At 53.7% G+C, this 24,797-nt stretch carries 20 protein-coding genes and 2 pseudogenes; 12 read left to right on the top strand and 10 right to left on the bottom strand.

Annotated elements, in window-relative coordinates:
- Positions 1-8: 8 nt before the first annotated feature.
- Together MUN86_RS23785 and MUN86_RS23780 are read right to left on the bottom strand one after the other, a co-directional pair.
- Positions 9-341: a hypothetical protein gene (locus MUN86_RS23785; protein WP_245126222.1), complete on the bottom strand. Its 333-nt coding sequence runs from the start codon at positions 339-341 to the stop codon at positions 9-11.
- Between the two features lie 135 nt (positions 342-476).
- The gene (locus tag MUN86_RS23780) at positions 477-2,426 is read right to left on the bottom strand and encodes a sensor histidine kinase (RefSeq protein ID WP_245126220.1); all 1,950 of its coding nucleotides are present in this window, start codon (positions 2,424-2,426) and stop codon (positions 477-479) included.
- A 396-nt stretch (positions 2,427-2,822) separates the two neighbouring features.
- On the opposite strand from MUN86_RS23780, the gene MUN86_RS23775 reads away from it, so the two are divergent.
- The 9 genes and pseudogenes from MUN86_RS23775 to MUN86_RS23740 all read left to right on the top strand — a co-directional run bounded on the left by MUN86_RS23775 (position 2,823) and on the right by MUN86_RS23740 (position 16,595).
- Positions 2,823-4,493: a substrate-binding domain-containing protein gene (locus tag MUN86_RS23775; RefSeq protein WP_245126218.1), complete on the top strand. Its 1,671-nt coding sequence runs from the start codon at positions 2,823-2,825 to the stop codon at positions 4,491-4,493.
- Positions 4,490-5,626 carry a helix-turn-helix domain-containing protein gene (locus MUN86_RS23770; RefSeq protein WP_245126216.1) on the top strand — a complete coding sequence of 379 codons (1,137 nt, stop codon included), beginning with the start codon at positions 4,490-4,492 and terminating at the stop codon, positions 5,624-5,626. Before MUN86_RS23775 ends, MUN86_RS23770 begins: the two co-directional genes overlap by 4 nt.
- Positions 5,627-5,969: 343 nt before the next feature.
- Complete coding sequence (locus tag MUN86_RS23765) at positions 5,970-9,131, top strand: SusC/RagA family TonB-linked outer membrane protein (protein WP_245126215.1); 3,162 nt, start codon at positions 5,970-5,972, stop codon at positions 9,129-9,131.
- 21 nt (positions 9,132-9,152) lie between these two features.
- Positions 9,153-10,874: a RagB/SusD family nutrient uptake outer membrane protein gene (locus tag MUN86_RS23760; RefSeq protein ID WP_245126214.1), complete on the top strand. Its 1,722-nt coding sequence runs from the start codon at positions 9,153-9,155 to the stop codon at positions 10,872-10,874.
- 160 nt (positions 10,875-11,034) lie between these two features.
- Positions 11,035-12,368 (top strand): annotated as a pseudogene (locus MUN86_RS23755) (sugar porter family MFS transporter).
- 101 nt (positions 12,369-12,469) lie between these two features.
- Complete coding sequence (locus tag MUN86_RS23750; protein ID WP_245126213.1) at positions 12,470-13,363, top strand: carbohydrate kinase family protein; 894 nt, start codon at positions 12,470-12,472, stop codon at positions 13,361-13,363.
- Between the two features lie 338 nt (positions 13,364-13,701).
- The gene (locus MUN86_RS31940; RefSeq protein ID WP_311182251.1) at positions 13,702-14,673 is read left to right on the top strand and encodes a glycoside hydrolase family 32 protein; all 972 of its coding nucleotides are present in this window, start codon (positions 13,702-13,704) and stop codon (positions 14,671-14,673) included.
- Positions 14,670-15,221 carry a GH32 C-terminal domain-containing protein gene (locus MUN86_RS31935; protein ID WP_311182249.1) on the top strand — a complete coding sequence of 184 codons (552 nt, stop codon included), beginning with the start codon at positions 14,670-14,672 and terminating at the stop codon, positions 15,219-15,221. The genes MUN86_RS31940 and MUN86_RS31935 overlap by 4 nt, the downstream gene beginning before the upstream one ends.
- 240 nt (positions 15,222-15,461) lie before the next feature.
- Positions 15,462-16,595, top strand: coding sequence for a PKD domain-containing protein (locus MUN86_RS23740; RefSeq protein WP_245126212.1), 1,134 nt, complete (start codon positions 15,462-15,464; stop codon positions 16,593-16,595).
- Between the two features lie 39 nt (positions 16,596-16,634).
- Here the strand turns inward: MUN86_RS23740 and MUN86_RS23735 are convergent, their stop codons facing one another.
- From MUN86_RS23735 to MUN86_RS23705, 7 genes and pseudogenes are all read right to left on the bottom strand, one after another.
- Complete coding sequence (locus tag MUN86_RS23735; RefSeq protein WP_245126211.1) at positions 16,635-16,943, bottom strand: antibiotic biosynthesis monooxygenase family protein; 309 nt, start codon at positions 16,941-16,943, stop codon at positions 16,635-16,637.
- Positions 16,944-17,185: 242 nt separating this feature from the next.
- Positions 17,186-17,458 (bottom strand): hypothetical protein, encoded by a 273-nt coding sequence (locus tag MUN86_RS23730; protein WP_245126210.1) that lies wholly within the window; start codon positions 17,456-17,458, stop codon positions 17,186-17,188.
- Positions 17,459-17,547: 89 nt separating this feature from the next.
- The gene (locus MUN86_RS23725) at positions 17,548-18,321 is read right to left on the bottom strand and encodes a hypothetical protein (protein ID WP_245126209.1); all 774 of its coding nucleotides are present in this window, start codon (positions 18,319-18,321) and stop codon (positions 17,548-17,550) included.
- A 533-nt stretch (positions 18,322-18,854) separates the two neighbouring features.
- A pseudogene (locus MUN86_RS23720) lies at positions 18,855-19,444 on the bottom strand (DUF1989 domain-containing protein).
- Positions 19,413-20,105, bottom strand: coding sequence for a guanitoxin biosynthesis heme-dependent pre-guanitoxin N-hydroxylase GntA (gene gntA, locus MUN86_RS23715; protein ID WP_245126208.1), 693 nt, complete (start codon positions 20,103-20,105; stop codon positions 19,413-19,415). Before gntA ends, MUN86_RS23720 begins: the two are co-directional and overlap by 32 nt.
- A gap of 455 nt (positions 20,106-20,560) precedes the next feature.
- Positions 20,561-21,004, bottom strand: a complete 444-nt coding sequence (locus MUN86_RS23710) for a hypothetical protein (RefSeq protein WP_245126206.1) — start codon at positions 21,002-21,004, stop codon at positions 20,561-20,563.
- Positions 21,001-21,582: an RNA polymerase sigma factor gene (locus tag MUN86_RS23705; RefSeq protein WP_245126204.1), complete on the bottom strand. Its 582-nt coding sequence runs from the start codon at positions 21,580-21,582 to the stop codon at positions 21,001-21,003. The genes MUN86_RS23710 and MUN86_RS23705 overlap by 4 nt, the downstream gene beginning before the upstream one ends.
- 141 nt (positions 21,583-21,723) lie before the next feature.
- On the opposite strand from MUN86_RS23705, the gene MUN86_RS23700 reads away from it, so the two are divergent.
- Positions 21,724-22,089, top strand: a complete 366-nt coding sequence (locus MUN86_RS23700) for a DUF6249 domain-containing protein (protein ID WP_245126202.1) — start codon at positions 21,724-21,726, stop codon at positions 22,087-22,089.
- 208 nt (positions 22,090-22,297) lie between these two features.
- On the opposite strand, the gene MUN86_RS23695 is transcribed toward MUN86_RS23700, so the two are convergent.
- Positions 22,298-22,963 (bottom strand): beta/alpha barrel domain-containing protein, encoded by a 666-nt coding sequence (locus tag MUN86_RS23695; RefSeq protein ID WP_245126200.1) that lies wholly within the window; start codon positions 22,961-22,963, stop codon positions 22,298-22,300.
- 308 nt (positions 22,964-23,271) lie between these two features.
- Between MUN86_RS23695 and MUN86_RS23690 the strand changes: the two genes are divergently transcribed.
- Together MUN86_RS23690 and MUN86_RS23685 are read left to right on the top strand one after the other, a co-directional pair.
- Complete coding sequence (locus MUN86_RS23690) at positions 23,272-23,661, top strand: MmpS family transport accessory protein (protein ID WP_245126198.1); 390 nt, start codon at positions 23,272-23,274, stop codon at positions 23,659-23,661.
- A gap of 565 nt (positions 23,662-24,226) precedes the next feature.
- Positions 24,227-24,751: a CAP domain-containing protein gene (locus MUN86_RS23685; protein WP_245126196.1), complete on the top strand. Its 525-nt coding sequence runs from the start codon at positions 24,227-24,229 to the stop codon at positions 24,749-24,751.
- Positions 24,752-24,797: the final 46 nt, after the last annotated feature.

Here is a 24,797-nt window from a genome sequence, read left to right as displayed (position 1 = left end):
TTCGTTTACTACTTCACCATCAACGTAATGACTTTGCCGGTTTGCTTGTCTACTTCAAACGCGGCGGCGTTGGGCATACGGTTCGCCCAGTCGGTGCGAGGGACCATCACCTGCCAGTGGGTGTCCACATCGGTGAACCGCGCAGAGTCGAGCTGGTAAAGTGCTTTATTGGCTTGCTGCTGCAAGTGCTGAGCAATAGCAGCACGGGCTGCCGCTTCTGTTGGAGCACCTGTGGGTGCCGTTTGGCTTGTAGGATTCACAGTCTGGGGTTGACTTGTCTGGCAACTGCTGATGCTGCCAATTGCAACTAGAAGCACGAATAAGGAACGTAGTTTCATCATGGCAGCAAGTTATGCAAGGAGCACGCCAAGCTCGTGCTTAGAGAGAAAAGCGACTGGAAAACTTAACATGCGGCAAGAGCATCTAATCTAGATGATGCCCGGTTTTCAAATCAACCAGCTTGCTATTACGCTTGCTCAGCGAGGCAGATAAACTGAGAATATCGAGCCTACTCCCTCTTCACTCTCGACGCTAATTGTGCCGCCGGCATTTTCCACCATTTTCTTAACCATGTATAGCCCAATGCCTGAGCCATCGACGTGGTCGTGCATGCGCTGAAACATGCGAAATAAGTGCGCCTGCTGAGCAAGTGCTAACCCTAAGCCATTGTCTTGCACGGTGAGCACTTGCCAGTTTTCTCCTGCCGACGAGCACGCCAACCGGATGTACGGCTGGCGGTTGGGATGTCGATACTTGAGGGCATTGCTGAGTAGGTTATAAACGATGCTCCGAAGATTTTTCACGGAAAAAAGCAGCGTCGGGCAGGTAGACAAATCTATTTCCAACTGAGCCCCGGCTTCGCGCAAGCTGGGTAGCAGATCCTGACGCACATCTTCCACTACAGCCGCAATATCCACCGGCTCTGACTGTAAGTCGTGCTCTTGTTGCAGCTTGGTGATGTCGGTGAGGTGGTCGATGGTTTTCTTGAAACGCTCCACTGCCTCCTGCATCATCCCGATGATTGGCATAACGAGGTCGGCTTCTCGGGCGGCGGGCGGTAACTGGTGTTGCAAAGCGTCAAGCAGGCCATCGATGTTGGTGATGGGCGCTTTTAAATCGTGCGAGGCGGTGTAAATAAAATTGTCGAGGTCGGCGTTGGTACGCATCAACTGCGCATTGATGGTGCGCAACTCCGAGTTCAGCGTCTGCGCTTCGTCGCGGGATTGACGTAGCTGCCGAGCTAAGCGTTGCAGTCCCTGCTCGGCTAATTGCCGCTCATGAATATCCAAAACGGTACCAACTAAGCCCTCATATTCGCCGGCCGCGTTGAAGCGCGGCAAAGCAGCATCGAGTGCCCAGCGGTAACGCCCGTTGCGTCGTCGCAGGCGGTAAAGCACCCGGAAAGGTGTTTGGTGGGTGTTGGCTTCGATGAAAGCCGCGCGGGCGGCCGGCGCATCTTCGGGGTGCACTGCTTGGAGCCAGCCGGTGCCAAGTGCATTGTCCTCGGTCTGGCCTGTATAAGCATACCATTGCTGATTGAGGTAAGTGCATTGTCCTTGCGGATCAGTCACCCAGAGCATGGCCGGCACATGGTCAGCCATGGCCCGGAAGTACTGCTCGCTCTCCAGCAAGGTTTGTTGCAGGTGTTTCAGTTCGTGAATGTCAATAGCTGCGCCCACCCATTGCGTTACCTGGCCAGCGGTATCGAAAACAGGGATAGCGCGGTCTAGGTGCCAGCGGTACTCGCCAGTGGCAGCAATCCGCAGCCGCATTTCCGCCTGAAAAGGCTGCGCGGTGCGCACCGACGTAAGCCAGGCTTGCAGGAAAGACGCTTGGTCGTCGGGGTGCATGTATTCCTTCCAGCCCAAGCCTTGGCCGTTGGCAGCGCTGGTAAATCGCTCCCAATGCGGACTCAAGTAGGTGGTATGCCCCTCAGCATTGGCTTCCCAAACCACCATGGGTGTGGTTTCCGCTAGTCGCTGAAAGCGGGCTTCACTTTGCTCGGCTCGTTGTAAGTCCCGCGCCTGTATCTGTGCTAACGTGTCAGTTATGCTGGCAGGCTCCGGCTCCGGACGTGGCGCCGAGTTGGGTAACGGAGTGAAGTTTAGCACTAGCAGGTCTTCGCTGTGCTGAATCACTAACTGCCAGAGCGTATCGGGTGCATCGGGCAAGGAGACAGTATCGTTGAGGCTAGAGAGGTCGGCTCCTTGAAAGCGCTGGCAAAACGAACAGATGGCAGGCGCTAATGCGTGGGGTAACTCGCTGAGAGGAATGGCACCCGTTGACCCTGACCAATGCAGCAAACGGTGGGCCGCTGCATTGGCATGTAAGACAAGAAAGCCCTGCTCTTTGACCTTGTCAGCTGCCGCCGGCAAAGAACTTAAAATCAGAATTCCACTCGGTGATACCTCAAGCAGAGTCTGCACCAAAGGGGGCAGAAGAAGGGCAGGAACGAGCTGATTTTTCAAGGGCTGGAAAGGCACGTGCAGAGGCAAGATACTGCGTGATAACTACTTCATAGGTAAAGCGGGCATTACGTATTACTTACTAAAGCACCTTCGACCTCAAATGTTGGCTTAGCTAACGCCTTGCCGACTCCTCGTCTTTCTCGTCATATTCTTGTGTCATATACAGTTCGTACGTAAAGCAAGAATCAATGCATAATATAGGCGTGAGAGCAAAGGAGCGGCGTTTTGAAAGCCGTAGAAAAGGACCTTCTGCTGCCAAGTCAGCTAGCTAGACGTACCCGTTCAAGTCAATGAATCTTGGCGCTTTAGTAGCTTTAGGTATTGTTACCGTTCTCGCTACTCAAGTTCTTTCATATGGCTGACCTGATTACAAGCTGGCGCGCATTCTCGCGAGGGAGCGGTCAGCCTACGCTACTTCGGCGAGCAGTCGTTCTCTGGTGGCTGTGTTGTTGCCTAGCGGGTTGCGGGCCGGCCACGCCAACCCCAACTTACCGCATTGGCTTTTCGCAGTGCACCAACGGCGACGCTTGGCGGCAGGCCATGCTGGCGGGCATGAAAAAGGAGTTGAGCTTTTATCCGGAGGTGAGCTTTGAGATAAAAGACGCCAAATACAACAGTGCGCTGCAAGAGCAGCAAATCAAGGAGTTTCTGCAAGAAGGCATCGACTTACTGATTGTGTCGGCCAACGAGACCGAGCCGGTAACGCCCATTGTGGAGGAAGTTTACAACCGCGGTATTCCAGTCGTGATTCTCGACCGTCGCACCACGTCTAAACTGTACACGGCCTACGTGGGCGGCAACAATATAGAAGTGGGGCAGACGGCCGGCAATTATGTAGCTAGCTTACTGAAACAGCAAGGCCAGGTACTGGAAATACTAGGCGCCCCCGGTACTTCGCCCGCCGTTGACCGCCACCGCGGCTTTACGCAGGCGTTGGCGGCTTACCCGCAACTACAGTTGGTGGCGCAGGTCAATAGTAATTGGGAGCGGCCTTCGGTGCTGGACCGATTGCCCACCGTGCTACGTCAGCACCCGGAAGTGGACTTGATTTTCGCGCACAACGACCGGCTTGCGTTAGGCGCTTATCAGGTGTGCAAACAGTTGGGCCTAGACCGCCGCATCAAGATTGTGGGCGTGGATGGATTGCCGGGCATGCACGGCGGTATTCAGTTGGTGCAGGATGGCATCATCAACGCGACGCTGCTGTACTCGCCGGGTGGGGAAGAGGCCATTCGCATGGCCATGAAAATTCTGCGCAAAGAGCCCTACGAAAAGGAAAACAGCCTGAGTACCATGGTCATCGACTCGACCAATGTGCTAACAATGCGGCTGCAAACCGAAAAGCTAACTAGTCAGCAGCAGGACATTCAGCGCCAGCAGCAACTCCTGCGCCAGCAGCGCGACACGTATGCCAGCCAGCAAATTGTGCTATACGTGCTGGCAGCGGCCTTACTCGGAGCGGCGGTACTCGGGCTGATTGCCTTCCGCGCATTCCGGGCCAACCGACGCATCAACCAGCAGCTTGGGCAGCAAAACGAAGAAATACGCTCGCAGCGCAATCAAATTCAAGAGTTTGCCGAACGCGCCCGAGTGGAAACCGAGGCCAAGCTGCGTTTCTTCACCAACTTCTCGCACGAACTACGTACCCCCCTGACGCTGATTCTCGGGCCCGTTGAGGAAATGCTCACTAGCACCGACCTACCCGCACCGCACCGCCAAGATGTGGGATTGATTAGGCGCAACGCTCAGCGTCTGCTCCAGCTTGTGAATCAGCTTATGGATTTCCGCAAAATCGACGTGGGCAAGATGCCCGTGCGCGCCACCGAGGGTAACCTTGTGGCGTTTGTGCGCGAAATCATGGACGTGTTTGAGAAGCCGGCTCGGCAGCGCGGCATCGTCCTGCGTTTTCTGCCGGCCGAGCCCGTTATCCGGCTTTGGTTTGATGTCAACATCCTCGACAAGGTGTTTTTCAATCTGTTGTCTAATGCCCTCAAATTCACCCCGACCGGGGCCAGATTACAGTGAGCTTGCAGGCAGTGCCCGCCGAAGGCAGCGTACGGGTGAGCGTAGAAGACACCGGCCGGGGCATTTCCGAGCAGGATCGGGCGCACATTTTCGAGTGGTTTTACCAAGGCAAACAGACGGCGGCGCGGGGTTCGGGCATGGGCTTGGCGCTAGCGTTGGGTCTTACGCGCCTGCATCAGGGCCAACTCACGTTCACCAGCAACCCCGGCCAAGGTAGCACCTTCGTGGTGACGCTACCGCTAGAGCTGCCAGCTACGCTCAAGCAGGATGAGGATGCTCCACTGGCTTTGCCCGCCTTTGCGTTGGAAGAAGGCATCAGTCCAGCGCCAACTTATAATGAACTACCCGCCACGTATGGAGGCAGCGAGGCCTTGGTGCTGGTGATTGAAGACAATCCGGATGTCAACGCATTTCTAACGCAGAAGCTGCAACCGCACTTCCAAGTCAGCACTGCCTTCGAGGGGGCTACGGGCTTGCGGCTGGCCGCCGACCTGATTCCCGACCTAATTGTGTGCGATGTGATGCTGCCCGAAATCAGTGGGCTGGAGGTAGTGGCGCAGCTGAAAGGAGATTGGCGGACTTCGCACATTCCAGTGGTATTGCTTACGGCACGCAACGCGCCCGAGCAGCAAGTGGAAGGCGTGCAAGCCGGGGCCGACCTCTACCTGACCAAGCCTTTCAATCCCACCTTCCTACTCGAGAGCTTACGCACGCTGCTCGCCAACCGTGACAAGATGCGCGAGCATTTTCGCCGCGAATTGTCCGTCGAGACAGTGACCGTGGCTCCGCAGCGAGTGGATCAGAAGTTCATGGCCGACCTCACGGCTATTGTGGAAGCCAACCTTACTCGGTCTGACTTAAGCGTGGAAGACATAGCCCGCAGCCTCGGCATTTCGCGGGTGCAGCTCTACCGCAAAGTGAAAGCCGTACTCGGCACTGGCGTCACCGACTTCATCCAGGGTATCCGGCTCACCAAAGCCCGGCAACTATTACTGGATGATGAGTTGAGCATTGCCGAAGTAGCCTATCAACTCGGCTTCTCCTCGCCCTCCTATTTCTCGACCAGCTTCAAGGCCCGCTACCAAGTCTCGCCTTCCGAGTTCCGGGCCCTGCATACAACCCCGAGTGTGTGAATCAATTTCAAAAAATAGGTATCATAATCGAAAGTATACCGGGTTCAAAAAATGAACACAGGTCAATATGCTATTGATTTATAGTGACTTACATCTTTGTGTTGGTTCGTGTAATTATTGAAAGAGTTTGAGTGATTAAAGCAAGACGACGGCCGGGTTAACCCTGAGATTTGGGTAACAACTCGGTTATGAAAACAACTTACGCTCCTTAGTTCGCCGCCGCGCCTTCCCTTGTGCCAGCCCTCTTATACGGGCCACGCAAGGGGAGGCGCGGCGGTGCTATGTGGTGGCCACCCACCTCCCCGGCGCTGATTTCACAGTCTTCCTTTTCCACACAATTCCCATGAAACAAACTGTCCCTTACTTGCGGCAAGCCGTTAGGCTTTCACTGCTTTCCACCTTGCCCTTGGCGCTTACGGTGCCAGCGCTAGCTGCCGTTCCGGGCTCTACGAATGCCCTAGGCGTGCAAGCTGATATCACGATTACGGGTCGGGTAACCGACGACAAAGGTGGTGCGCTGCCCGGCGTGACGGTGGTCGTGAAAGGCACCACGACGGGCACCAGCACCGGGCCCGATGGCGACTTCAAACTCACTGTACCCGACGATGCCACCTTGCTCGTTTCCTACATCGGGTACAAGGCCCAGGAGGTGCCCGTAACAGGACGTACTACCTTCACGATTACGCTGGTTACCGACGCGGCAGCCCTGGACGAAGTGGTGGTAACCGGCTACCAAACTCAGCGCAAAGCTGATTTGACTGGTGCGGTGGCGGTGGTGAAGACCGAGGAAATCCGGGACATGGCCTCCAACGACGTAACCCGCAACCTGCAAGGCCGGGTGGCCGGCGTGCAAATCAACTCCGACGGGGCGCCGGGCAGCTCGGCTACGGTCCGCATCCGGGGCATCGGCACGCTTGGCAACAACGACCCGCTCTACGTCATCGACGGCATTCCAACGCGGGAAGGCATCAACCAAATCAACCAAAACGACATCGAGAGTATTCAGGTGCTCAAGGATGCTTCGGCGGCCAGCATCTACGGTTCGCGCGCTTCCAATGGCGTAATCATCATCACCACCAAGCGCGGCAAACTAGGTACCACGAAGGTGGATTTCTCGACCTTCTTCACGCTCCAGACGCCTGGCCCGCACGTCAAGCTGCTTAATACCTTGGAGTACGGCCGGGTGTACGGCCAGGCTGCCATCAACGACAACACCACTCCAAGTCTGCCTTATTACAACTTCCAAACGAGCGTGGACGCCAGCGGCCGCCGGGTGCTGAATGGTGTAACGGTGCCCGACTTCATTGATGCAGCCCAAACGCAGCGCGCTTCCGATACCGACTGGTTTAAAGAGACGCAGCAAAACGCGCTGATTCAGAGCTACAACCTAAGCGTGAGCAGCGGAAGTGAGCGGGGCAGCGCCTTGTTTTCGGTGAACTACTACGACAACTCCGGCACCCTGAAATACTCGGGCTTTGACCGGTACACCGCCCGCCTCAATACCGACTACAACTTCCTGAACGGCCGGCTGAAAATAGGTGAGAACCTAACTGTTGTAAAGTCGCAGCGGGCTGAATTCGACCTGAACCTGGTGCGCGACCGGACCACTCAGCTGCCCTCCATAGTGCCGGTGCATACCGTAGATGGCGTGGGATGGGGCGGCCCAGTGGCCGGCATGAGCGACCGGGACAACCCGCTTCGCCTCCTCACCGACAACAAGCAGAACCGCTCGAACACAGGCCGCGCCTTTGGCAACTTCTTCGCCGACGCCGAAATTCTGAAGGGCTTGCACGTGCGCAGCAGCTTCGGCATCGACTACAGCATCTACAAGTTCCGGCAGATCTACAAAACCTACCAGGCGGGTTTCCTTTCCGAAGCCAACAACCGCGTAACAGTAAACGACCGGTTCTGGGGTAACTGGGTGTGGCAGAACACCATCAACTACGACATTCTACTGGGCGGCAAGCACCAACTGGGTGTACTGGCGGGGGCTGAGCGCATCAGCTACTACGATGAAGGCTCCTACGCCTCGCGTACCAATTTCGCCAGCGAGGACCTGACTTACACTTACCTCGATGCTGGTGCCGCCAACAAAGACAACGGCGGTAGTGCCACGGCGTACCGGCTGGCTTCCACATTCGGCAAAATCAACTACTCGTTTGCTGACCGGTATTTGCTGTCGGGTACGCTGCGGCGGGATGGGTCGTCGCGCTTCGGTGAAGACAATAAGTTTGGGGTATTTCCGGCTGTGTCGGCCGGCTGGCGTTTGAGCGAAGAGGCCTTTGTGAAAGACAACGCGGCCATTCTGACTGATTTGAAGCTGCGCGCTGGCTGGGGCCAAACAGGCAACCAAGACATTGCCAACTTCGCGTCGCGGGGGCTCTACCAGGCGTTGCTCGGTACCATCGACCCCAACTTCGAGTACGACCGGGGCACGGCTTACGACATCTACGGCAACGACATCAACCTGCCCTCGGGCTACCGCCGTTTCCAGCGCGCTAACCCTAGCCTGAAGTGGGAAACCACTACCCAAACCAACGTGGGTGTGGACTTCGGGTTGCTGCAAAACAAGCTCTCCGGCTCGGTTGACTACTTCGTGAAGAAGAGCGAGGACATTCTGGTGAACCTGCCGTACCTGGCGGTAGTAGGCGAAGGGGGCGACAAATTTGTGAACGGCGCGTCTATCGAAAACAAGGGGTGGGAATTCGTACTCGGTTATCAAAACGAGTTGCCTAATGGGTTGACCTACAACATTTCGGGCAACCTCTCGACCTACCGCAACAAGCTCACTTATTTGCCCGACGAGGTGATAAATGCCTACGGCGGCAACGGCCAAGACATCACGCGCCTGGGGCACTCCATCAATGCCGTGTATGGCTACGTGGCCGATGGGCTATTCCAAAACGAAGCCGACGTGACTAGCCACGCCACGCAGACAGGTGCGGCACCCGGCCGCATTCGGTACCAAGACCTGAACGGCGACGGCAAGGTGGACAACTTCGACCAGACCTGGATTACGGAGGGCGTACCCGATTTCAACTACGGCCTCAACTTAGGCGCCGGCTTCAAGGGCTTCGACTTGCAGATTTTCTTTCAGGGAGTGCAGGGGCTTTACTCCTACAACAACGCCAAATTCCGGACTGATTTCTCGTCGTTGGCTTCCGGGGAAAACTGGGGCCAGCGCATGCTCGACGCCTGGACGCCGACCAACACCGGCTCTTCCATTCCGGCTGCTACGCTCATCAACACCAACAACGAGGGCCGCGCTTCCACTTACTTCATCGAAAACGCTTCTTACATGAAGCTGCGCAACCTCCAACTCGGCTATTCACTCCCCAACAGTCTGTTTAGCAAGGTGAAAGTGCAGGGGGTGCGCATCTACGTGCAAGGCCAAAACCTGTTCACGATCAAGAGCGAGGAGTTCACCGGCGCCGACCCGGAAGTAACCAATTACCAGTACCCGGTGCCCCGCATTTTCTCTGCCGGCCTAAACCTTTCTTTCTAACCTCTGCCAACACTAATTCCCATGAAACTAGTTAAAACCAGCGTGTTGGCATTGTCGCTGCTCGCTTTCACTTCCGGTTGCAACGACGAGAAGTTCCTTGATGTGCAGCCCACCGGCGCCCTAGGCGACGAGCAACTGAACACGCCCGCCAACATTGAAAAGCAAGTAATTGCTGCCTACTCGCAACTCGGCAACGACGTGTACCGCGCCCCCTACACCTCGATGTGGCCCTACGGTAACGTGCGCGGCGGCGACGCCTACAAAGGCGGCAACGGCACGGCCGACGTGGACGCTTTTCATTTCTACGAAACCTTTACCTTCAACCGCGTCGATGTCGGTAACACCGACGAGCTGTGGTTCCTGCTCTACATTGGTGTTTCGCGTGCTAACGACGCCCTGCGCCGCCTCGATGCCGTTGATGCTACGGCATTGCCCACCAAGGCCGCGCGCCAGGGGGAGATGCGCTTTCTGCGGGGGCACTTCTACTTTCTGCTGAAAGAACTGTTTAAACAGGTGCCGTACATCGACGAAACCGTGCCCACCGATCAGTACGGTACGGTGTCGAACGTTGAGCTAAATAGCGACGCGCTGTGGGGCAAGATTGCCGACGACTTCCGATTTGCAGTAGCCAACCTGCCCGAAGCACAGCCCGAAATTGGGCGGGCCAACAAATCAGCGGCACAGGCTTACTTAGCCAAGACGTTGCTTTACCAAGCCTATGTACAGAACGAAAGCAACGCCGTAACGTCCGTTGACCAAGCTAAGCTTCAGGAGGTGGTGACACTGACCAACCAGGTAATTGCCTCGGGCAAGTACTCGCTGCACCCCGACTACGCCACCAATTTCCTGACCGTTGGCGACAATGGCCCGGAATCGGTGTTTGCCATCCAGTTTTCGCGCAACGACGGCACACCCAAGGGCCGCACCGACCGGGGCAACTGCCTGAACTACCCCATGAATCCGGACTATGGCTGCTGCGGTTTCCACCAGCCGAGCCAGAACCTGGTAAACGCCTACAAAACCGACGCGCAAGGCTTACCACAGTTCACTACGTTCAATAACTCGGACCTGGTAACGCCCGCCGACTTCCAAACCAACACCGTCGATCCGCGCCTCGACCATACGGTGGCCGTGCCCTCGCACCCCTACAAGTACGCCCCGACGTTCGTGTTTGAAAACTCCTGGCTGCGTGACAAAAACACCTACGGCGTGTATATGTCGATGAAAGAAAACGTGTTGCCTTCTGACCCTAGCTTCCAGAAAACGCCGCCGTTCATGACCACGTCGAAAAACTGGACTATCATCCGCTACGCCGACGTGTTGCTCTGGAAGGCCGAGGCCCTGATCGAGCTGAACCGGCCGGCCGAAGCCTTGCCCATTATCAACCAAATTCGGGAGCGGGCCGGCAACAGCACCGCCCGCCTGAAAAACGCCGTGGGCGCCAGCACTTCCAACTACCGCATCGGGCAGTATCCGGCCACGGGCTGGACGCAAGCATACGCCCGCGAGGCGCTACGCTACGAGCGGCGGCTTGAGTTTGCCTTGGAAGGCTACCGCTTCTTCGACCTTGTGCGCTGGGGCATTGCAGCCAACTACATGAATACCTACTTCGAGAAGGAGAAAACCAAGCGCCCGCATTTGGCAACCGCCCGCTTCACCGCCGGCCGCGACGAGTACTTGCCCATTCCCCTCAACCAAATCAACTTCAGCAAGGGCCTGTACAAGCAGAATCCGGGCTGGTAGTTGCCAGGTAGCCGGGCAGGAGGCTGGCTTTAAATATTCAGCTAGCTTTTTGTCCAATAATCAGCACTTTAGCTCCTGCTAACTTACGTGTGAGGAAGTGTTTCCTTCTGATGTAAGTCGCGTATTAGGTAGAGCTCATGCGTAACGAAACCAACTTTAAATGAAAACTAGCAACGTCTTTTTCTGGTCCCTGGTAGTGGCGCTGGGAGGCTTTTTGTTCGGCTTTGATACAGCCGTTATTTCCGGGGCCGAAAAAGCCATTCAGCAGTTATGGGGGCTAAGTGCCGTCGAGCACGGTTTCACCATTGCCGTAGCGTTGATCGGTACCGTGTTCGGCGCCATTTTCGGCGGTATTCCGTCGGACAAGCTGGGGCGGCGCCAAACTCTGATTTGGATTGCGGTGCTTTACTTCGTGTCGGCGCTAGGCGCGGCGGTTACCAGTAGCTGGGTGGCCTTTATGATCTTCCGGTTTCTGGGCGGGCTAGGCGTGGGGGCCTCGTCGGTGACGGCACCACTCTATATTTCCGAGGTGTCGCCGGCCGACAAGCGGGGACGCATGGTCAGCATGTTCCAATTCAATATCGTGTTCGGGATTCTGGCCGCTTACCTGTCCAACTACCTGCTGACGGGCACGGGCGAGCAAGACTGGCGCTGGATGCTGGGCGTGCAAGTGGTGCCAGCGGCCGCGTTTTTCCTGCTGCTGTTCCGAGTACCCGAAAGCCCCCGCTGGCTGATTGGCCGCGGGCGGGTAGAAGAGGGCCGGCAGGTGCTGCGCCTCATCAACCCCGCCACCGCCGACGGCGACGTAACCGCCATTCTCACGACCAACGCTGCCGATGTGGCTGAGGGGGGCACTCGCTGTTTGCTCGCCAACACCGCAACCCCGTCATACTGGCTGTACTGTTTGCAGTGTTCAACCAAGTGTCCGGTATCAATGCCATCATCTACTTTGCCCCGCGCATTTTCGAAATGACGGGCCTAGGTAAAAGTTCAGCTTTGCTTTCGTCGGCTGGTTTGGGGCTGGTCAACTTTGCCTTCACGCTGCTGGCGCGCCAGTTTATCGATAAGCTCGGCCGCCGCCAGCTCATGCTTATCGGCTCGTTCGGGTTGATTACCACGCTTGGCTTGGTGGCGTGGGCCTTCTACTCCGAGAACTTTCAGGCCTTCGGAGGTATGCTGGTGCCGGGGTTGCTCTTCATCTACATTGCCTTTTTCGCCTTCTCGCAAGGGGCTGTTATTTGGGTGTTCATCTCGGAAATCTTCCCTAACACGGTGCGCGCCAAAGGCCAGGCCTTGGGTAGCTCCACGCACTGGGTTATGGCCGCTCTCATTGCCTTCACCTTTCCTTATTTCGCCGAGAAGCTAGGGGGCGGCAACACCTTCCTGTTTTTCTGCTCGATGATGGTGTTGCAGCTATTGTTTGTGTGGCGCATGATGCCCGAAACCAAAGGCACCAGCCTCGAGCAGATGGAGAAGACCCTGGTAATTCACTGAGTTAAAGGCAAACGGCAGAGCATGAAGCAGCTAGGGAAAGCTATGCCTTTTTGACGCTCTGCTTTCTGTGCTAGCCTTTTATTCTTAAGCACTTCCTTCTTATGACTGACAAGAAAATAGTTTGCTTCGGCGAAGTACTGTGGGACGTGCTGCCCACTGGTAAGCAGCCTGGTGGCGCGCCTTTCAATGTGGCCGTACACCTGCACCAGCTCGGCCAATCCGTTGACCTAATCAGCCGCGTCGGCGACGATGACTTGGGCGTGGAGCTGCTTGCTTTCATTGAGTCCAAGGGGCTAAGTACCGACTTGGTGCAGCACGGCAAAACTCACCTGACGGGCGTGGTGAAAGCCAACGTGGACGATGCCAACGAAGTGACTTACAAGATTGTGCAACCTGTCGCCTGGGATTATATCCAGTACGATGCAGCGCTGGAAACCCGGGTAGCACAGGCCGATATGCTGGTGTTTGGCAGTTTGGCCGCTCGCCAAGGCGCCACACGCGAAACGCTGTATCGCTTGCTTGAACACGCCCGTTTCAAAGTGTTTGATGTGAACATGCGCCCGCCGCACTACACCAAAGGCGTAGTGAAATATTTGCTGGAAAAAGCGGACTTGGTGAAGATGAACCACCATGAGTTAGCCGAACTCATGGCTTGGTTCAGCGAGGAAACCGAGGAAGTGGCAGCCGTGCAGTGGCTGGCTTCGCGCTTCAATTTGCAAGCCGTGTGCGTTACGAAAGGTGCCGATGGGGCCATTCTTTGGACCAACAACCAACTCTACCGCGCTCCGGGGGTATCCGTCACCGTGCGCGACACCATTGGCAGCGGCGACGCGTTTCTGGCGGCCTTGCTGAAAGGCTGGCAAGCGGGCCAAGAACCCGGCGAGTGTCTACGTTTCGCCTGCGCCACTGGCGCGCTGGTCGCCACGCACCAAGGCGCCACCCCGGATTTCAGCGAAGCCGACGTGCGTGAGCTGTTGGCCGTGCAGGCTGTGTAGTTCACGGCGCCATAAATCCCTAGAAATCTTCCCAGCCCGACATGCTGAGCAAAGTCGAAGCATCTTGCGGCCCTCGCATTTACTGTCGTTTCCAAAGTAACCAACCCGTCATGCTGAGCGGAGCCGAAGCATCTCGCGTGCTGATGTTGGCAAACTAATTCAACGATTTGAGCGAGATGCTTCGACTCCGCTCAGCATGACAGTACGTGTTGCAATGTCAGCACGCGAGATGCTATGGATGGCGCAGACTATTTAGTTGTGCTAGCAACTTCAGCATGCCATACGCTTCTACCTGCTCGGCAGGCCAGATACATCGTTCACTTTCCTTTCCCACCCGCATGAAAAAGGCCTTTCTCTTGTCACTCGCTTTGCTTGGCTTAACCGGTTTAAGTGTAGCGCAGAGCACCAAGCCTATACCGCCCGCTACGCCGCAGTACCGCCCGGCTTACCACTTCAGTCCGGCCAAGATGTGGATGAATGACCCCAACGGCATGGTGTACCACAACGGTACTTACCATTTGTTTTTCCAACATTACCCCGACGGCATGGAGTGGGGGCCCATGCACTGGGGCCACGCCACGAGCAAGGATATGGTGAGTTGGCAGGAGCAGCCCATTGCTTTGTATCCGGATAGCCTGGGCTATATTTTCTCAGGCAGCGCCGTAGTGGATGCTAATAACACAGCCGGCTTCGGCAAGAACGCCTTGGTTGCCATCTTCACCCACCATGACCCGAAAGGGGAGAAAGCCGGCAGCAAAACCTTCCAAAACCAAAGCATTGCATACAGTCTCGACGAAGGCAAGACCTGGAAGAAATACGCCCAAAATCCGGTGCTGAAGAATCCCGGTATTACGGACTTCCGCGACCCCAAAGTGAGCTGGTACGAAGCCGGCAAGAAGTGGGTGATGACGCTGGCCACCAAGGACCGCATTACGTTTTACTCGTCATCTAACCTCAAGGACTGGACCAAGCTGAGTGAGTTTGGCGAGAAATTCGGCGCCCACGGCGGCGTGTGGGAGTGCCCCGACCTTTTTCCACTTACGCTCGACGGCAAAACGCATTGGGTACTGCTGGTCAGCATCAACCCCGGCGGCCCCAATAGCGGCTCGGCTACGCAGTACTTCGTTGGGCAGTTTGATGGCAAAACCTTCACGCCTAGCAGTACCAAAACGCAGTGGGTGGACTACGGCAAAGACGATTACGCCGGCGTAACGTATGGCAACACCGGCAACCGCCGCATCTTCCAAGGCTGGATGAGCAATTGGGAATACGCCAATCAAGTACCCACTTCCCCTGGCGCAACGCCATGACGGTGCCTCGCGAACTAGCCTTGCGCAAAGTGGGCACAACCGTGTACCTGACTTCGCAGCCGGTGAAAGAAGTAAGCCAGCTCATGCAAGCCGGCCGCGTGACGCTGCAAAATCTGACGGTAAATCAGGAACTGGACTTGAGCAGCCGCTTGCCTAACCCTGGTGATAAGCTGCAACTCAAACTCAGCACCAAGCAACTCAACGATTTCGCGTTGGTGCTCTCCAACAAGCGCGGCGAAGAACTGATGATAGGCTACGACAAGAAAAACAACGAGTACTACGTAGACCGTAGCAAAGCTGGCAATAGCAGCTTCAGCGACAAGTTCGCAGGCCGCCACGCCGCGCCGCGATACGCTACTACACCCGCCGCCGACATCACCATGCTCTTTGATGGAACCTCCGTGGAAATGTTTGCCGACAACGGGCTAACTGTCCTGACGGAGTTGTTTTTCCCGAATGAGCCGCTTAACACGCTCAAACTCAAGTCAAGCTCAGGGCTGGTAATCAGTCAGCTAGATTGCGCCAAGCCTGCCCTGGCAATTAAGTAATTACGCTTTAGCAGCACCAGTGTAGTGGTCTGCTTCCTTCGTTGGCTCGTCTTTTCCAACCAGCATGGGTAACGCCGCTGGCTGGCAGGGCGAGCCAACACTCGTATCGGCTACCCCTGAACGGTCTACACGAAACAGATAGCCGCGCCTATCTTAGTGGCTTGTTCGTTCAGACCAAAATCTTCGCCCGGCCCTAGACTTGCCAATGGGTAGAAAGGGTTCCACTAGCTGCTTAAGGGTATGAAACTAACTTGTCGTCTGCATCTGCGTTGCCACCTTGGGTCCAACTTTTATGACTACTGGTGCCGGCTTGTGTGCAGTGTGCTAGTGCTGCTTGGCTTGGCGCCTACTGCCTTTGCCCAAGAAGACCGAGGCTACAAAGTCTATCAGTTTCCGGCCGACATGATACCGCGCATTGATGGCCAGGTGGATGATTGGGCCAGCTTCCCGAGCGAATACGTAGTGGGCACCGACCAACTCTGGGACGACTCCAAGCACTACCCGGCCCCGGACCCAAAAAACCTCGACGTGAAGGTGCGCGTGGCATGGGTGAAGGGCTTGAACCGCCTCTATGTCTTGTACGAAGCCTACGACGACTATTGGGACTTCACGCTCCCTGGTCTCCACAACGACACGTTCGAACTCATTGTGGACGGCGACTTGTCGGGTGGGCCGCTCATTGCCGAGCAACACTCCAATCAGACGCTGCCTCTCTGGGACCGATTTGTGTCGTTTCATGGCGTACACGCGCAAAACTACCATATTTTCACGCCGGCTGTGGGCAAGGACTGGGCCTTAGCGTGGGGTAGTCAACCTTGGATTAAGCGCTTGCCGTACTCCAACATCGCCTATTCCTACCAGTTCAAGCCAGGCGGGTCGGGCAAGCTCGTAGCCGAGTTCTGGATTACCCCCTTCGACTATGCCGGGGCCGAAGGACCAGCACGCGCCGTGGAATCAGTGCTGATGGACAACAAAAAGATTGGCCTGACCTGGGCGGTAATCGACTACGACGATGTAAAAGACGAAACCAAGAAAGGCTTCTGGAACCTGTCGAAAAACCACAAGATGTATGGCAATTCCAGCCTGGGCACCGTTTTTACCCTCATGCCGCTAGAAACCAAGTACCAGCCGAAACTGCAAGCCCAATGGTCGTTCCTGGTTACGGACATGGCGCGGCGGCAGATCACCTTCCACGACGAAAGCCAAGGCACGGTTACGCGCTGGCAATGGGATTTTGGCGACGGCACTACGTCCAAAGAGCAGAACCCGGTGCATCGGTACCAGAAAGGCGGAAACTACATTGTTATACTGTCGGTGACGGGGCCCGCCGGCGAATCGCGCATGTCAAAAGTGTGGGAGGTAGTCCTCAAATAAGCTAGCCGACCCTTAGGCAGATACTATAGCCCTAGCGTCTTATTCTGGGAGTGGCAGCACCTCGTAATGCGCCACAAAAGGCTCCATCTCCAGCAAATAGGCAGCATCTTCGGGATAGTAGCGGGCCTGCTCGTAAGCCGGACCAGCGAAGGCTTGGATAGCTTCGTACGACTCCCAAAAGGTCAGGAGCTGAAAATGCACTACTCCATCCTGTATGCGGCGCATAACCGTTACGCCCTGATTGCCTGGAGTACGCCGGTAGTCGGTTAGGCCCGTGCGCAATAGGTACTGGTAATAAGCATCCGCTTGTTGTTCGGGGACGGCCCCGTGCCATAGGCGAGCAATCATAGCCAAGAAGGTAAGTGTTTGGTTGGCGGTTGTGAATTTGTGCCACTGAACTTGCCGCTCAAAGCAAAACTAACTGGCTAGAAAACAGGGCTCTATGCGAAAATCCCTTTTTACGATAGGCTTATCACTTACCCTATTCAGGGGATAGGAGTGGTAGATGAGTTGGAGAAAGAATGGAATTGAAAGGCATAAAAAAAGGGTGAATGTGAATTCACCCTTTTTTAGTTGTGTATCGAAACAGATTACATGGTAACTAGTCGGGCTAGCTCCAATTCGAAAAGACGAGCAAATTCTTGCGTGCTAAGAATATGACCTTGCTTCTGCGCATTGTTGGCCAACTCATACCCCCACTGGGCAGCTGCCAAGCGTTGGGTTGGGGTGCCGTGGTGGCCAGTGCTGTTAAATGCGCAGTCTCCGATATTTACGAATACCTGTAAGAACTGCTGCACTCGCTTCCATTGCATGGCTGCTCCTCTGGCGTGCGAGAGATAATAAGCCGAGTAGGCATCCGCCATAAGCTCCGTTCTGCGAGTGCCTTCTGGCGTGGCATCGCCCTCTGGGAACAGCTTTAATTGGAATTGAACTTGATGGCCGAATTCGTGCGCTAGAATAGCTTGGGGGCAACGTCACCGTAGCCAATGGCGGTGTACGCCTGCATAATGCCATCCCCCATCACAATCTTGTCGGGGATTGTGCCAAACGGCTCCTCCGTGAATCCTTCCAAAGCAAAAGCATTGAAGGTGAAAATGGGGTGGTTGCCGTTTCTTAATTCTGGATAGGTTTTGAGCGCATTTATTACGCGGTCGGCATATATTGCAGCACTAGCGCTGCTCAGTCCATATGCTCCCTGATATGTCCGGATCAATTTATCCCGGTTTTGCAGCATGTTACCATGCATAGCCACCAGAATGATATCCTCTGATTGGATATTCCAGAACCGCTGTAAATCCTTGAAAGTCTTCGTCAGCCGTTGCGTGTACTCGCCATTCGGACCAAAATATTGGTTTTGGGGGCTGTTTTCAAACAGTAAGGCATCATAAGTAGGCAGGTTGGTCATTGCAGTATTGTTGACTGCACTGCGGGCTCCTGCCGTCCAGTCAGTTAACTGCGTGCCTAACCACTGGTTCAGTGGGGTATCATCGTTACATGCAGTTTCCTCTAAAGCCAGCGCCCGACGAACCATATCTCGGAACTGCGGATCCGATTTCAGCAATTGTGCTAAAGTAGGATCTAGTGTTCCCTCTAGTGCTGTAGCATCATGCTGAGAAGCTTGATTTGCAGAGCTAGGTGCAAGGGTAGTGTCGGTTTCCTTTTGGCAACCTGTTAATACGGTAAACGATAAGGCAAGGGATGCCGAGAGGAGTTTGAGGTGCTTCATACTATCCAGTTTTTGGTTTTGGGGTGAATGGGTTAGAGCGAAGTATAGAATATGAATTGTTCTATACTTTATTTATTCAATGTTCTGTATATCAGGCTTTCCCACTCCAATATGCAAATACCAGCAGTGGTTATCTTTGGCCTAATGTATAAGCATATCTTGAAATCACCTAACGCTTGTTAGTATTTCCACAATATTTTGCACACAATTTTTTCAGGATATAAGCATATAGCCAAGCTAATATAATATCCAAATTAGGTGCTATTTAACATGCGTTTATACGTATAAACGTAAAAACGCTTTAAATATATTGATTAGATATATAATTAAATATTAACATGATATTGCTTAAGAAGGCAGGCTAAGTTCTTTCTGAATAATTATGAATTCTGTAATTTTTTATAGCAATGAGGCTAGAGGAATATCAATGAGGAAGAGGTTAAATACCACGAATAAAAAAGCAAACACAACCGCTACGATTTTAAGAATCGCATCAATTGTGTTTGCTTATTGCTCTGATAAGGCAGCCTCGGTTACTTTAAAATCTGATACCCTATCGGCTTAAACGAGTAATTGTTTGACATTTCGGCCGAACAAGCCGTCATCCCAATCAGCAAATCAGTCTTGGCTTCTAAAATCACGTAATCACCAGCCTTACTTTTGGGGGAAGCACGTCCACTTTACCGGTTTCACCGTCCACGGTTACGTGCATGAAGATGTTAAAGCAAATTGGAATGGCGTCGGGGCTGATCCCGTACTGCTGCAGTGCCTCACAGAGGTTACCGAAACACCCACGATGCGGATGGGTATGCCCGTAGATGATGCGGAACGTATCGGCACTACAAGGCGTGAGCAAGAAGTCGTGGCGGCCCACTGTGTCCTCTACCAACTCGAACATGATGTTGCTGCGGTTGGAATAGAACGGATGCCCCTTAGTGAGGAAGATGGTTTCCGCGTAATCGATGGTGCGCCCCGAAGAAAGGTATTCGGCTTTATCGGCAAGATTGTAGCAAACAAAATCGGATACTTGCTCGCCTTCAATATCCACTACTTTGAGTTGCTGGCCTTTGCGCAGAATAAAGGCGGTCCCGCTACGCGGCGGAATGATGGTTAACTGATCCATGTTGACTTAAAAAAGGGCATTTCCAGGCTTGATCGTAGGCTTGTCCGCTGTACTGGTAGGCTTCGGAGGAATCGCCGAAATCTTGCAGCATCGGGTTGATGGAGCCGGAGTAGGCCACGTCGCGGGTGCGAATGGTGTTGCGGATGGTGTCGTAGCGCCCGTTGGTGCGCAATTGCTCGAATTGCGCGTGAGCATTGAATACCAGCGTTGGGTACGCAAACCGCCGGGCTGGCCGCGAGCTACCAGGGTGCAGGCCAATCACAAAAAAGGCTTCCTCTTTGAGGCTGAAACTGAAGTTGGGCGAGGTAGGGTCAGCCACTACGCGCCGGTCGTAGCCATAGCGCTTAGCATCAAGGTTGGAGAGGGCTTGCAGGCGCTGCCAGAACAGTTCTTCAAACAACGCTTCGTCGGGTACTGTCGGGCCTTTAAAGATGATTGCCGCACTGTGGTAAGACCTTTCAGATTGCCGATAAGTGTCTACGAAGTCGTAAATGAACTCTAGAATATCGGCATCATCCTTGGGGCAAGCCATGTGGTCGACCACCATGTATTTTAACTGCTGAAAGGTGAGTGCAGTCTTGGCAACAACGCAAGGGAATTCCTTTTGATTTATAAAAGAAAGGTACTCGTCAGTATATATACTATTCTGAATGTCAGGCATGTGGAAATTCTTGGGTCGGGGGTAAGCAAGGAATAGTTTAAATTCCCTAGCTTACGTTTACGCAAGAATTTGCGATGATGTTAATGCATGTGAACCGCTCTTGTTGAGCTTAAGGATAAAGCTTGTATGCTTGAGCTTTCGAGAACAACGGACTGCCAGGAAAGCCCAACCATTTAACCTGACAGTACTTACTCGTCGGTAATCAGTGTGAGTAAGCACTGAGAGAATGACATGTAGCACAACTGTAGCAGTCGTTCACATAAGCCAATTAGCATAAAATCATGTACGAAATAATTAGAATATTAAAGCAGATTGTTGCTTAAGAGCAATGTCCGGTTGAGGTCACCTAAGGTTAGTCTCCTGTCATGGAGAGTTACTCCTAGACAATGACAACAAACAAGCTTGTCATTAGTTAGGAAACCGATGAACTGAAACATTTCGATTAAATACTCTCGTTAGCTCCGGTGCTTGGTAACGAACTGCTGCTGACGAAACGCGCTGTGCCATTTATCGAGCAACAGATAGACTAGGCAGATGCCGCCGGCGGCCACTAGTGGCGAACCCATTGTGTAAGGCACCGTGCTGCGTGCTGATTGCAGTAGTTCAAAGCCTGTGAGCCACGCTCTAAAGCTCAGTAGTGCATCCGGCCCTGGCCCTGAGTAGAGTGGCAGAACACTTAGCAGTCCGGTAACCACAAATAGCAACCCAACAACCAGAACAATACCGCGCCAGGCTTGGCGCGAAAGCAAGGGTTCGTATAACGTGGCCTGTTCAGCTGCTTCCATTTCGATGGCAGCCATCATTTTTATCGTGAAGCTTTCCGGCAGCGTTGGCGTGGAATCCACTTCCCGCAACAGCGTACCTAATAACACATCTTCCTTCGGTTCTTCGTGGCTCATAGTAGGTCGGCGATTTCCTGTTTGAGTAGATGATGCAGCACCGTGTACAGCTTACGCCGGGTGCGCAGCAGCTTCACCTTGATGTTGGCTTTGCTTAGGCCCACAATCTGACTTATTTCTTCCACCGAGTGCTCGTGCTGATAAAACAAGGTGATTAGCAGGGCCTCGTCGGGAGGGAGTGTAGCGAGAGCCGCTTCCAAGTACACTTTCTGGTCGTGATGGGCTAAGGTCTGAAACTGGGTTCGCGCATCATCGGCAAGCGGGTAGTTGGCGGCATTGTCGTCGCTGAGCGAAGTTGTATGTAGTTGCTTGCGGCGTGTGTGTGAAATAGCCGTGGTGTAAACTATCCGATACAGCCAAGTGGAAAACTTGGCTTCTCCGTGAAATGCAGCTAATCCCCGGTAAGCTTTCAGAAAAGCATCCTGCGTTGCTTCCTCCGCCATCTGGCGGTGGCGTAGTAATTTGAAGGCGATGTGGAAAGCCAGGCTTTGGTAGCGTGCTACGAGCAAGGCAAAGGCCGCCGTGTTGCCTTCGATTACCTGTTGGATCAATACGCTGTCGGGGACGGAGGTAGCCATGTGCCGCTTGGACGCTACGTGTGCTGAGTCGGTTACAAGATAGCAGGTCCTTGAAAAGTCGCCAGTGTGTTGTAACCGCTCGCCACAACTAGGCGTCCAAGCGGCCAACACCCCTTCCACTATTCACTCAACTAGTAGCCCATGAACCTCTCGCCTCTTATCGTACTAACGTTAGCGCTCCTGCTATGCGGCACCGCTTTCGGCATTGCGTATCTGTATTTCACGGCTCGAAGCCGGGAGCGGTTAGCTTTGATAGCGCGGGGCCTGGACCCCAATACCTTCCGCCCGCGTCGTACCAATCTCAAGTATGGGATGCTTGTTTCGTCGGTGGTGCTAGGTACGTTGCTCGGCGACTTGATCGGGCGGCAACCATTTGGTTATCCGATAGGGGTGCCCTTGGGAGTATTATTGGGTGGTATTAGCTTAATCGTTTACTACTTCATCGTTGACAAACGCTTGACCAACCGCGAGAAATCAAATGGTATGGAGAACGATTCCACCTACTAGATAAGATAGCCAAACAGCGCAGTCAGTTATCTACGCTGGTTTGTGACCTCCCGACAATTCGTGGGTGATTACAGCACAGAGCTAGCGAGTAGCTGTTAGGCGTTAATTGCCACTTGTTGCTTTTACTACACATTCAGAAAAACAGCCTGGCAGCTAATCCACCTTCCTGCAAGGAGACTAGCTGCCAGGCTGTTTAGAGCTAGATAAACTAGTGTTTGTTCTGGTGAGTAGCGGCTAGTTGCACCACTTGCGCAATGCGGTCTGCCAACACTGTATGGTCCTCGTTGTCCTTAAACAGCTTGGAGCCCATTCCAACGACGCTTACACCTGCCTCAAACCAAGCCCGAAGGTTTTCCTCGGTAGGCTCAACGCCTCCGGTTACCATAATCTTCACGTTGGGCATTGGGGCAAGCACGGCCCGAATGTAGTCGGGCCCCACGATGCTGCCGGGAAATATTTTAACAAGCGCTGCTCCCAACCGAGTGGCATGGAAAATCTCGTTGGGCGTGAGCGCGCTAGGAATCCAAGGCACATCAAAATGACGGCAGACGGCCGCCACGTCGGCCGTGGTGATGGGTTGCACTACAAAGTCGGTACCTGCCTCCAGGAATACTTCTGCTTCCTTGGCGTTGTAAATAGTGCCAGTCCCGAGCAGCAAATCAGGATACTGGGCGGTTACATATTCGCGCAGTTTGGTGAATACAGCAAAGGCATTTGCGCCTCGGTTGGCAAATTCAAACACCCGGATACCCGCCTTATAGCAGATGTCCACAATTTGCTGAGCATACGAGGCGTCGTCGTGGTAGAAGACGGGAACCACTTGCTGGCGTAAAATGGCTTGGATAACGAGGCTGGAAGGGGAACGCTCGGACATAGAGATGGAAGCGGTGTGTTTACTGGAATGAGCTGAAAAGGGCAGACTCGTAGCTACTGAAAAGCGCCAGAGCAAGCTAAGGTTTTAAAGTAGCTTTTTCTTGCTTGCTTTAGCTTCCTGTACTCTCCCGGCTAACGCATTCGCACAGGCGTAGTAGCGTTGCGTTTCCGGTCGGTTGAGAGATTTATATTCTAGATACAACTATCTCTTGCTATCAGCTCACCTTATCTACACCGGAGATACTGAAGTGCTGTTTCTTCGGCGGGTGGTAATACCTGTATTTCTCGTTGTTCATAATGCTATTCCTGATGAAAAAGCACGTACTCGTTTTGCTGCTGTTGTCCTTGTATGCCGTTAGCTGTTCAAAGAGTGATCAACCTGATCCGGTTCCAGTTGTCGTGTCCAAAGAATATTTGGTGGAGTATGAAGTATCGGCCGTCCATGCTACGCGGGCTACTATCTCTTACCGAGACCCGTTAGGTACTTACGTGCGAGAGGAAAATGCGCTTTTGCCCAAAATGTATTCGTTTAAGCGCACGCTGAAGTCAAATGAACCTATCAGTGTATCTGCCTCTCTAACTGACGGCGACGAGGAAGCCCGGATTACGTGTACTATCAAACTTGATGGTGTATCTGTAGACTCCCGGACTACTACCAACTTCGAGATGCATGGTCTCTCATTTTATTCTTTCCATTAGCAGAAGCATCTAAGCAGATTAAGCTATTCCAATAAGGGTAGGGGTGAGCTTCACAAGTATGCCTGCCACTTTTTAGGAAGGACAGGTATTTATGTGGTGTGTTGCAAAAACAGTCGTGCTCTTCTTCGCTACGTGCAAAATATTCATATGCGACTATAGTTAAACTGGTAGTCGCCAATAGCAGTGATTCTATATAGCAAATACTGGCCCTACGAGAATTTTGTTGGAAGCAAATTAAGCGGGGGAGACGTACTAAAAAACATCGTGCACGCGTTTTTAGGCTAGATTCGGATTAAGAGTCTTTCGTTAAGTCGAACTGCTTTCGTGTGCTCTGCTCGTGCTTGCTCGTATGCGGCACGCCCTTTGAATAGGCGGTTACGGCTTGGTTGGTTGTCTTCGATTATGAAAATTTTCAACCTCGTTTGCAGATGAGTGAAAGGTTCTTGCCTTAGCTCATACTTATTCTTCTCCTGTCTACTTGTAGCGGTGGTTACTACCATCTGTTCGGATGAGACATGCGCACAAATCCACCTATCGCTCCAACCCTTAGTATCCACAGTGCCTGATGAATTACATTACCCTACTTCTCCTTCTGTGGTTTGTTCCCTACACCAAGACCACTGATCCTAAAGTAGCACCTCCCGCGCTGGCCGTTAACGTAACCGATTTACGGACCACACCTAGTCTTCTTCGACAACTTAACGCGTACCGGCTACAGGCAGGCTTGCCGCCATTAGTTCTGAGCGAGACTGCCTGTCGAGCGGCGCGCATGCAGGCAGTCTATAACATCACTCACCGCACGCACGGGCATTATCATCCTTACTATCCTACACCCCGGCAACGACTAGCAGCTGTTGGGCACGAATTCGAGAAAGCTAACGGCTTTATTAGTTATGGCTACGAAAACTGTGTCCGTTTTCGGGGTATGCGTCGTGATAAGCTAGTAAGCATTGAAGCGCAGATTTTGCAAGCATATAAATTGTCGCCCAAACACAACGCAGCTCTCTTGGACCCACACCCAACCAAAGTTGGTATTGCGACCATTTATGATGGAAACGAACTACAGAACTCAATGGTATTCTGCATCTAGTATCTGTAGGGAAGTCAGTTTATACCTGGTTACTGTAATGGTAGCA

This window comes from Hymenobacter volaticus (assembly GCF_022921055.1).
GTDB lineage: Bacteria > Bacteroidota > Bacteroidia > Cytophagales > Hymenobacteraceae > Hymenobacter > Hymenobacter volaticus.
This window is presented reverse-complemented; position numbering and strand designations above follow the sequence as displayed.

What these genes read in the sequence shown, in the direction of transcription:
- MUN86_RS23785 (WP_245126222.1), bottom strand. Translation starts at nt 341, where the DNA reads ATGATGAAACTACGTTCCTTATTCGTGCTTCTAGTTGCAATTGGCAGC.
- MUN86_RS23775 (WP_245126218.1), top strand. Translation starts at nt 2,823, where the DNA reads ATGGCTGACCTGATTACAAGCTGGCGCGCATTCTCGCGAGGGAGCGGT.
- MUN86_RS23765 (WP_245126215.1), top strand. Translation starts at nt 5,970, where the DNA reads ATGAAACAAACTGTCCCTTACTTGCGGCAAGCCGTTAGGCTTTCACTG.
- MUN86_RS23760 (WP_245126214.1), top strand. Translation starts at nt 9,153, where the DNA reads ATGAAACTAGTTAAAACCAGCGTGTTGGCATTGTCGCTGCTCGCTTTC.
- MUN86_RS23750 (WP_245126213.1), top strand. Translation starts at nt 12,470, where the DNA reads ATGACTGACAAGAAAATAGTTTGCTTCGGCGAAGTACTGTGGGACGTG.
- MUN86_RS31940 (WP_311182251.1), top strand. Translation starts at nt 13,702, where the DNA reads ATGAAAAAGGCCTTTCTCTTGTCACTCGCTTTGCTTGGCTTAACCGGT.
- MUN86_RS31935 (WP_311182249.1), top strand. Translation starts at nt 14,670, where the DNA reads ATGACGGTGCCTCGCGAACTAGCCTTGCGCAAAGTGGGCACAACCGTG.
- MUN86_RS23740 (WP_245126212.1), top strand. Translation starts at nt 15,462, where the DNA reads ATGAAACTAACTTGTCGTCTGCATCTGCGTTGCCACCTTGGGTCCAAC.
- MUN86_RS23735 (WP_245126211.1), bottom strand. Translation starts at nt 16,943, where the DNA reads ATGATTGCTCGCCTATGGCACGGGGCCGTCCCCGAACAACAAGCGGAT.
- MUN86_RS23730 (WP_245126210.1), bottom strand. Translation starts at nt 17,458, where the DNA reads ATGGCGGATGCCTACTCGGCTTATTATCTCTCGCACGCCAGAGGAGCA.
- MUN86_RS23725 (WP_245126209.1), bottom strand. Translation starts at nt 18,321, where the DNA reads ATGAAGCACCTCAAACTCCTCTCGGCATCCCTTGCCTTATCGTTTACC.
- gntA (WP_245126208.1), bottom strand. Translation starts at nt 20,105, where the DNA reads ATGCCTGACATTCAGAATAGTATATATACTGACGAGTACCTTTCTTTT.
- MUN86_RS23710 (WP_245126206.1), bottom strand. Translation starts at nt 21,004, where the DNA reads ATGAGCCACGAAGAACCGAAGGAAGATGTGTTATTAGGTACGCTGTTG.
- MUN86_RS23705 (WP_245126204.1), bottom strand. Translation starts at nt 21,582, where the DNA reads ATGGCTACCTCCGTCCCCGACAGCGTATTGATCCAACAGGTAATCGAA.
- MUN86_RS23700 (WP_245126202.1), top strand. Translation starts at nt 21,724, where the DNA reads ATGAACCTCTCGCCTCTTATCGTACTAACGTTAGCGCTCCTGCTATGC.
- MUN86_RS23695 (WP_245126200.1), bottom strand. Translation starts at nt 22,963, where the DNA reads ATGTCCGAGCGTTCCCCTTCCAGCCTCGTTATCCAAGCCATTTTACGC.
- MUN86_RS23690 (WP_245126198.1), top strand. Translation starts at nt 23,272, where the DNA reads ATGAAAAAGCACGTACTCGTTTTGCTGCTGTTGTCCTTGTATGCCGTT.
- MUN86_RS23685 (WP_245126196.1), top strand. Translation starts at nt 24,227, where the DNA reads ATGAATTACATTACCCTACTTCTCCTTCTGTGGTTTGTTCCCTACACC.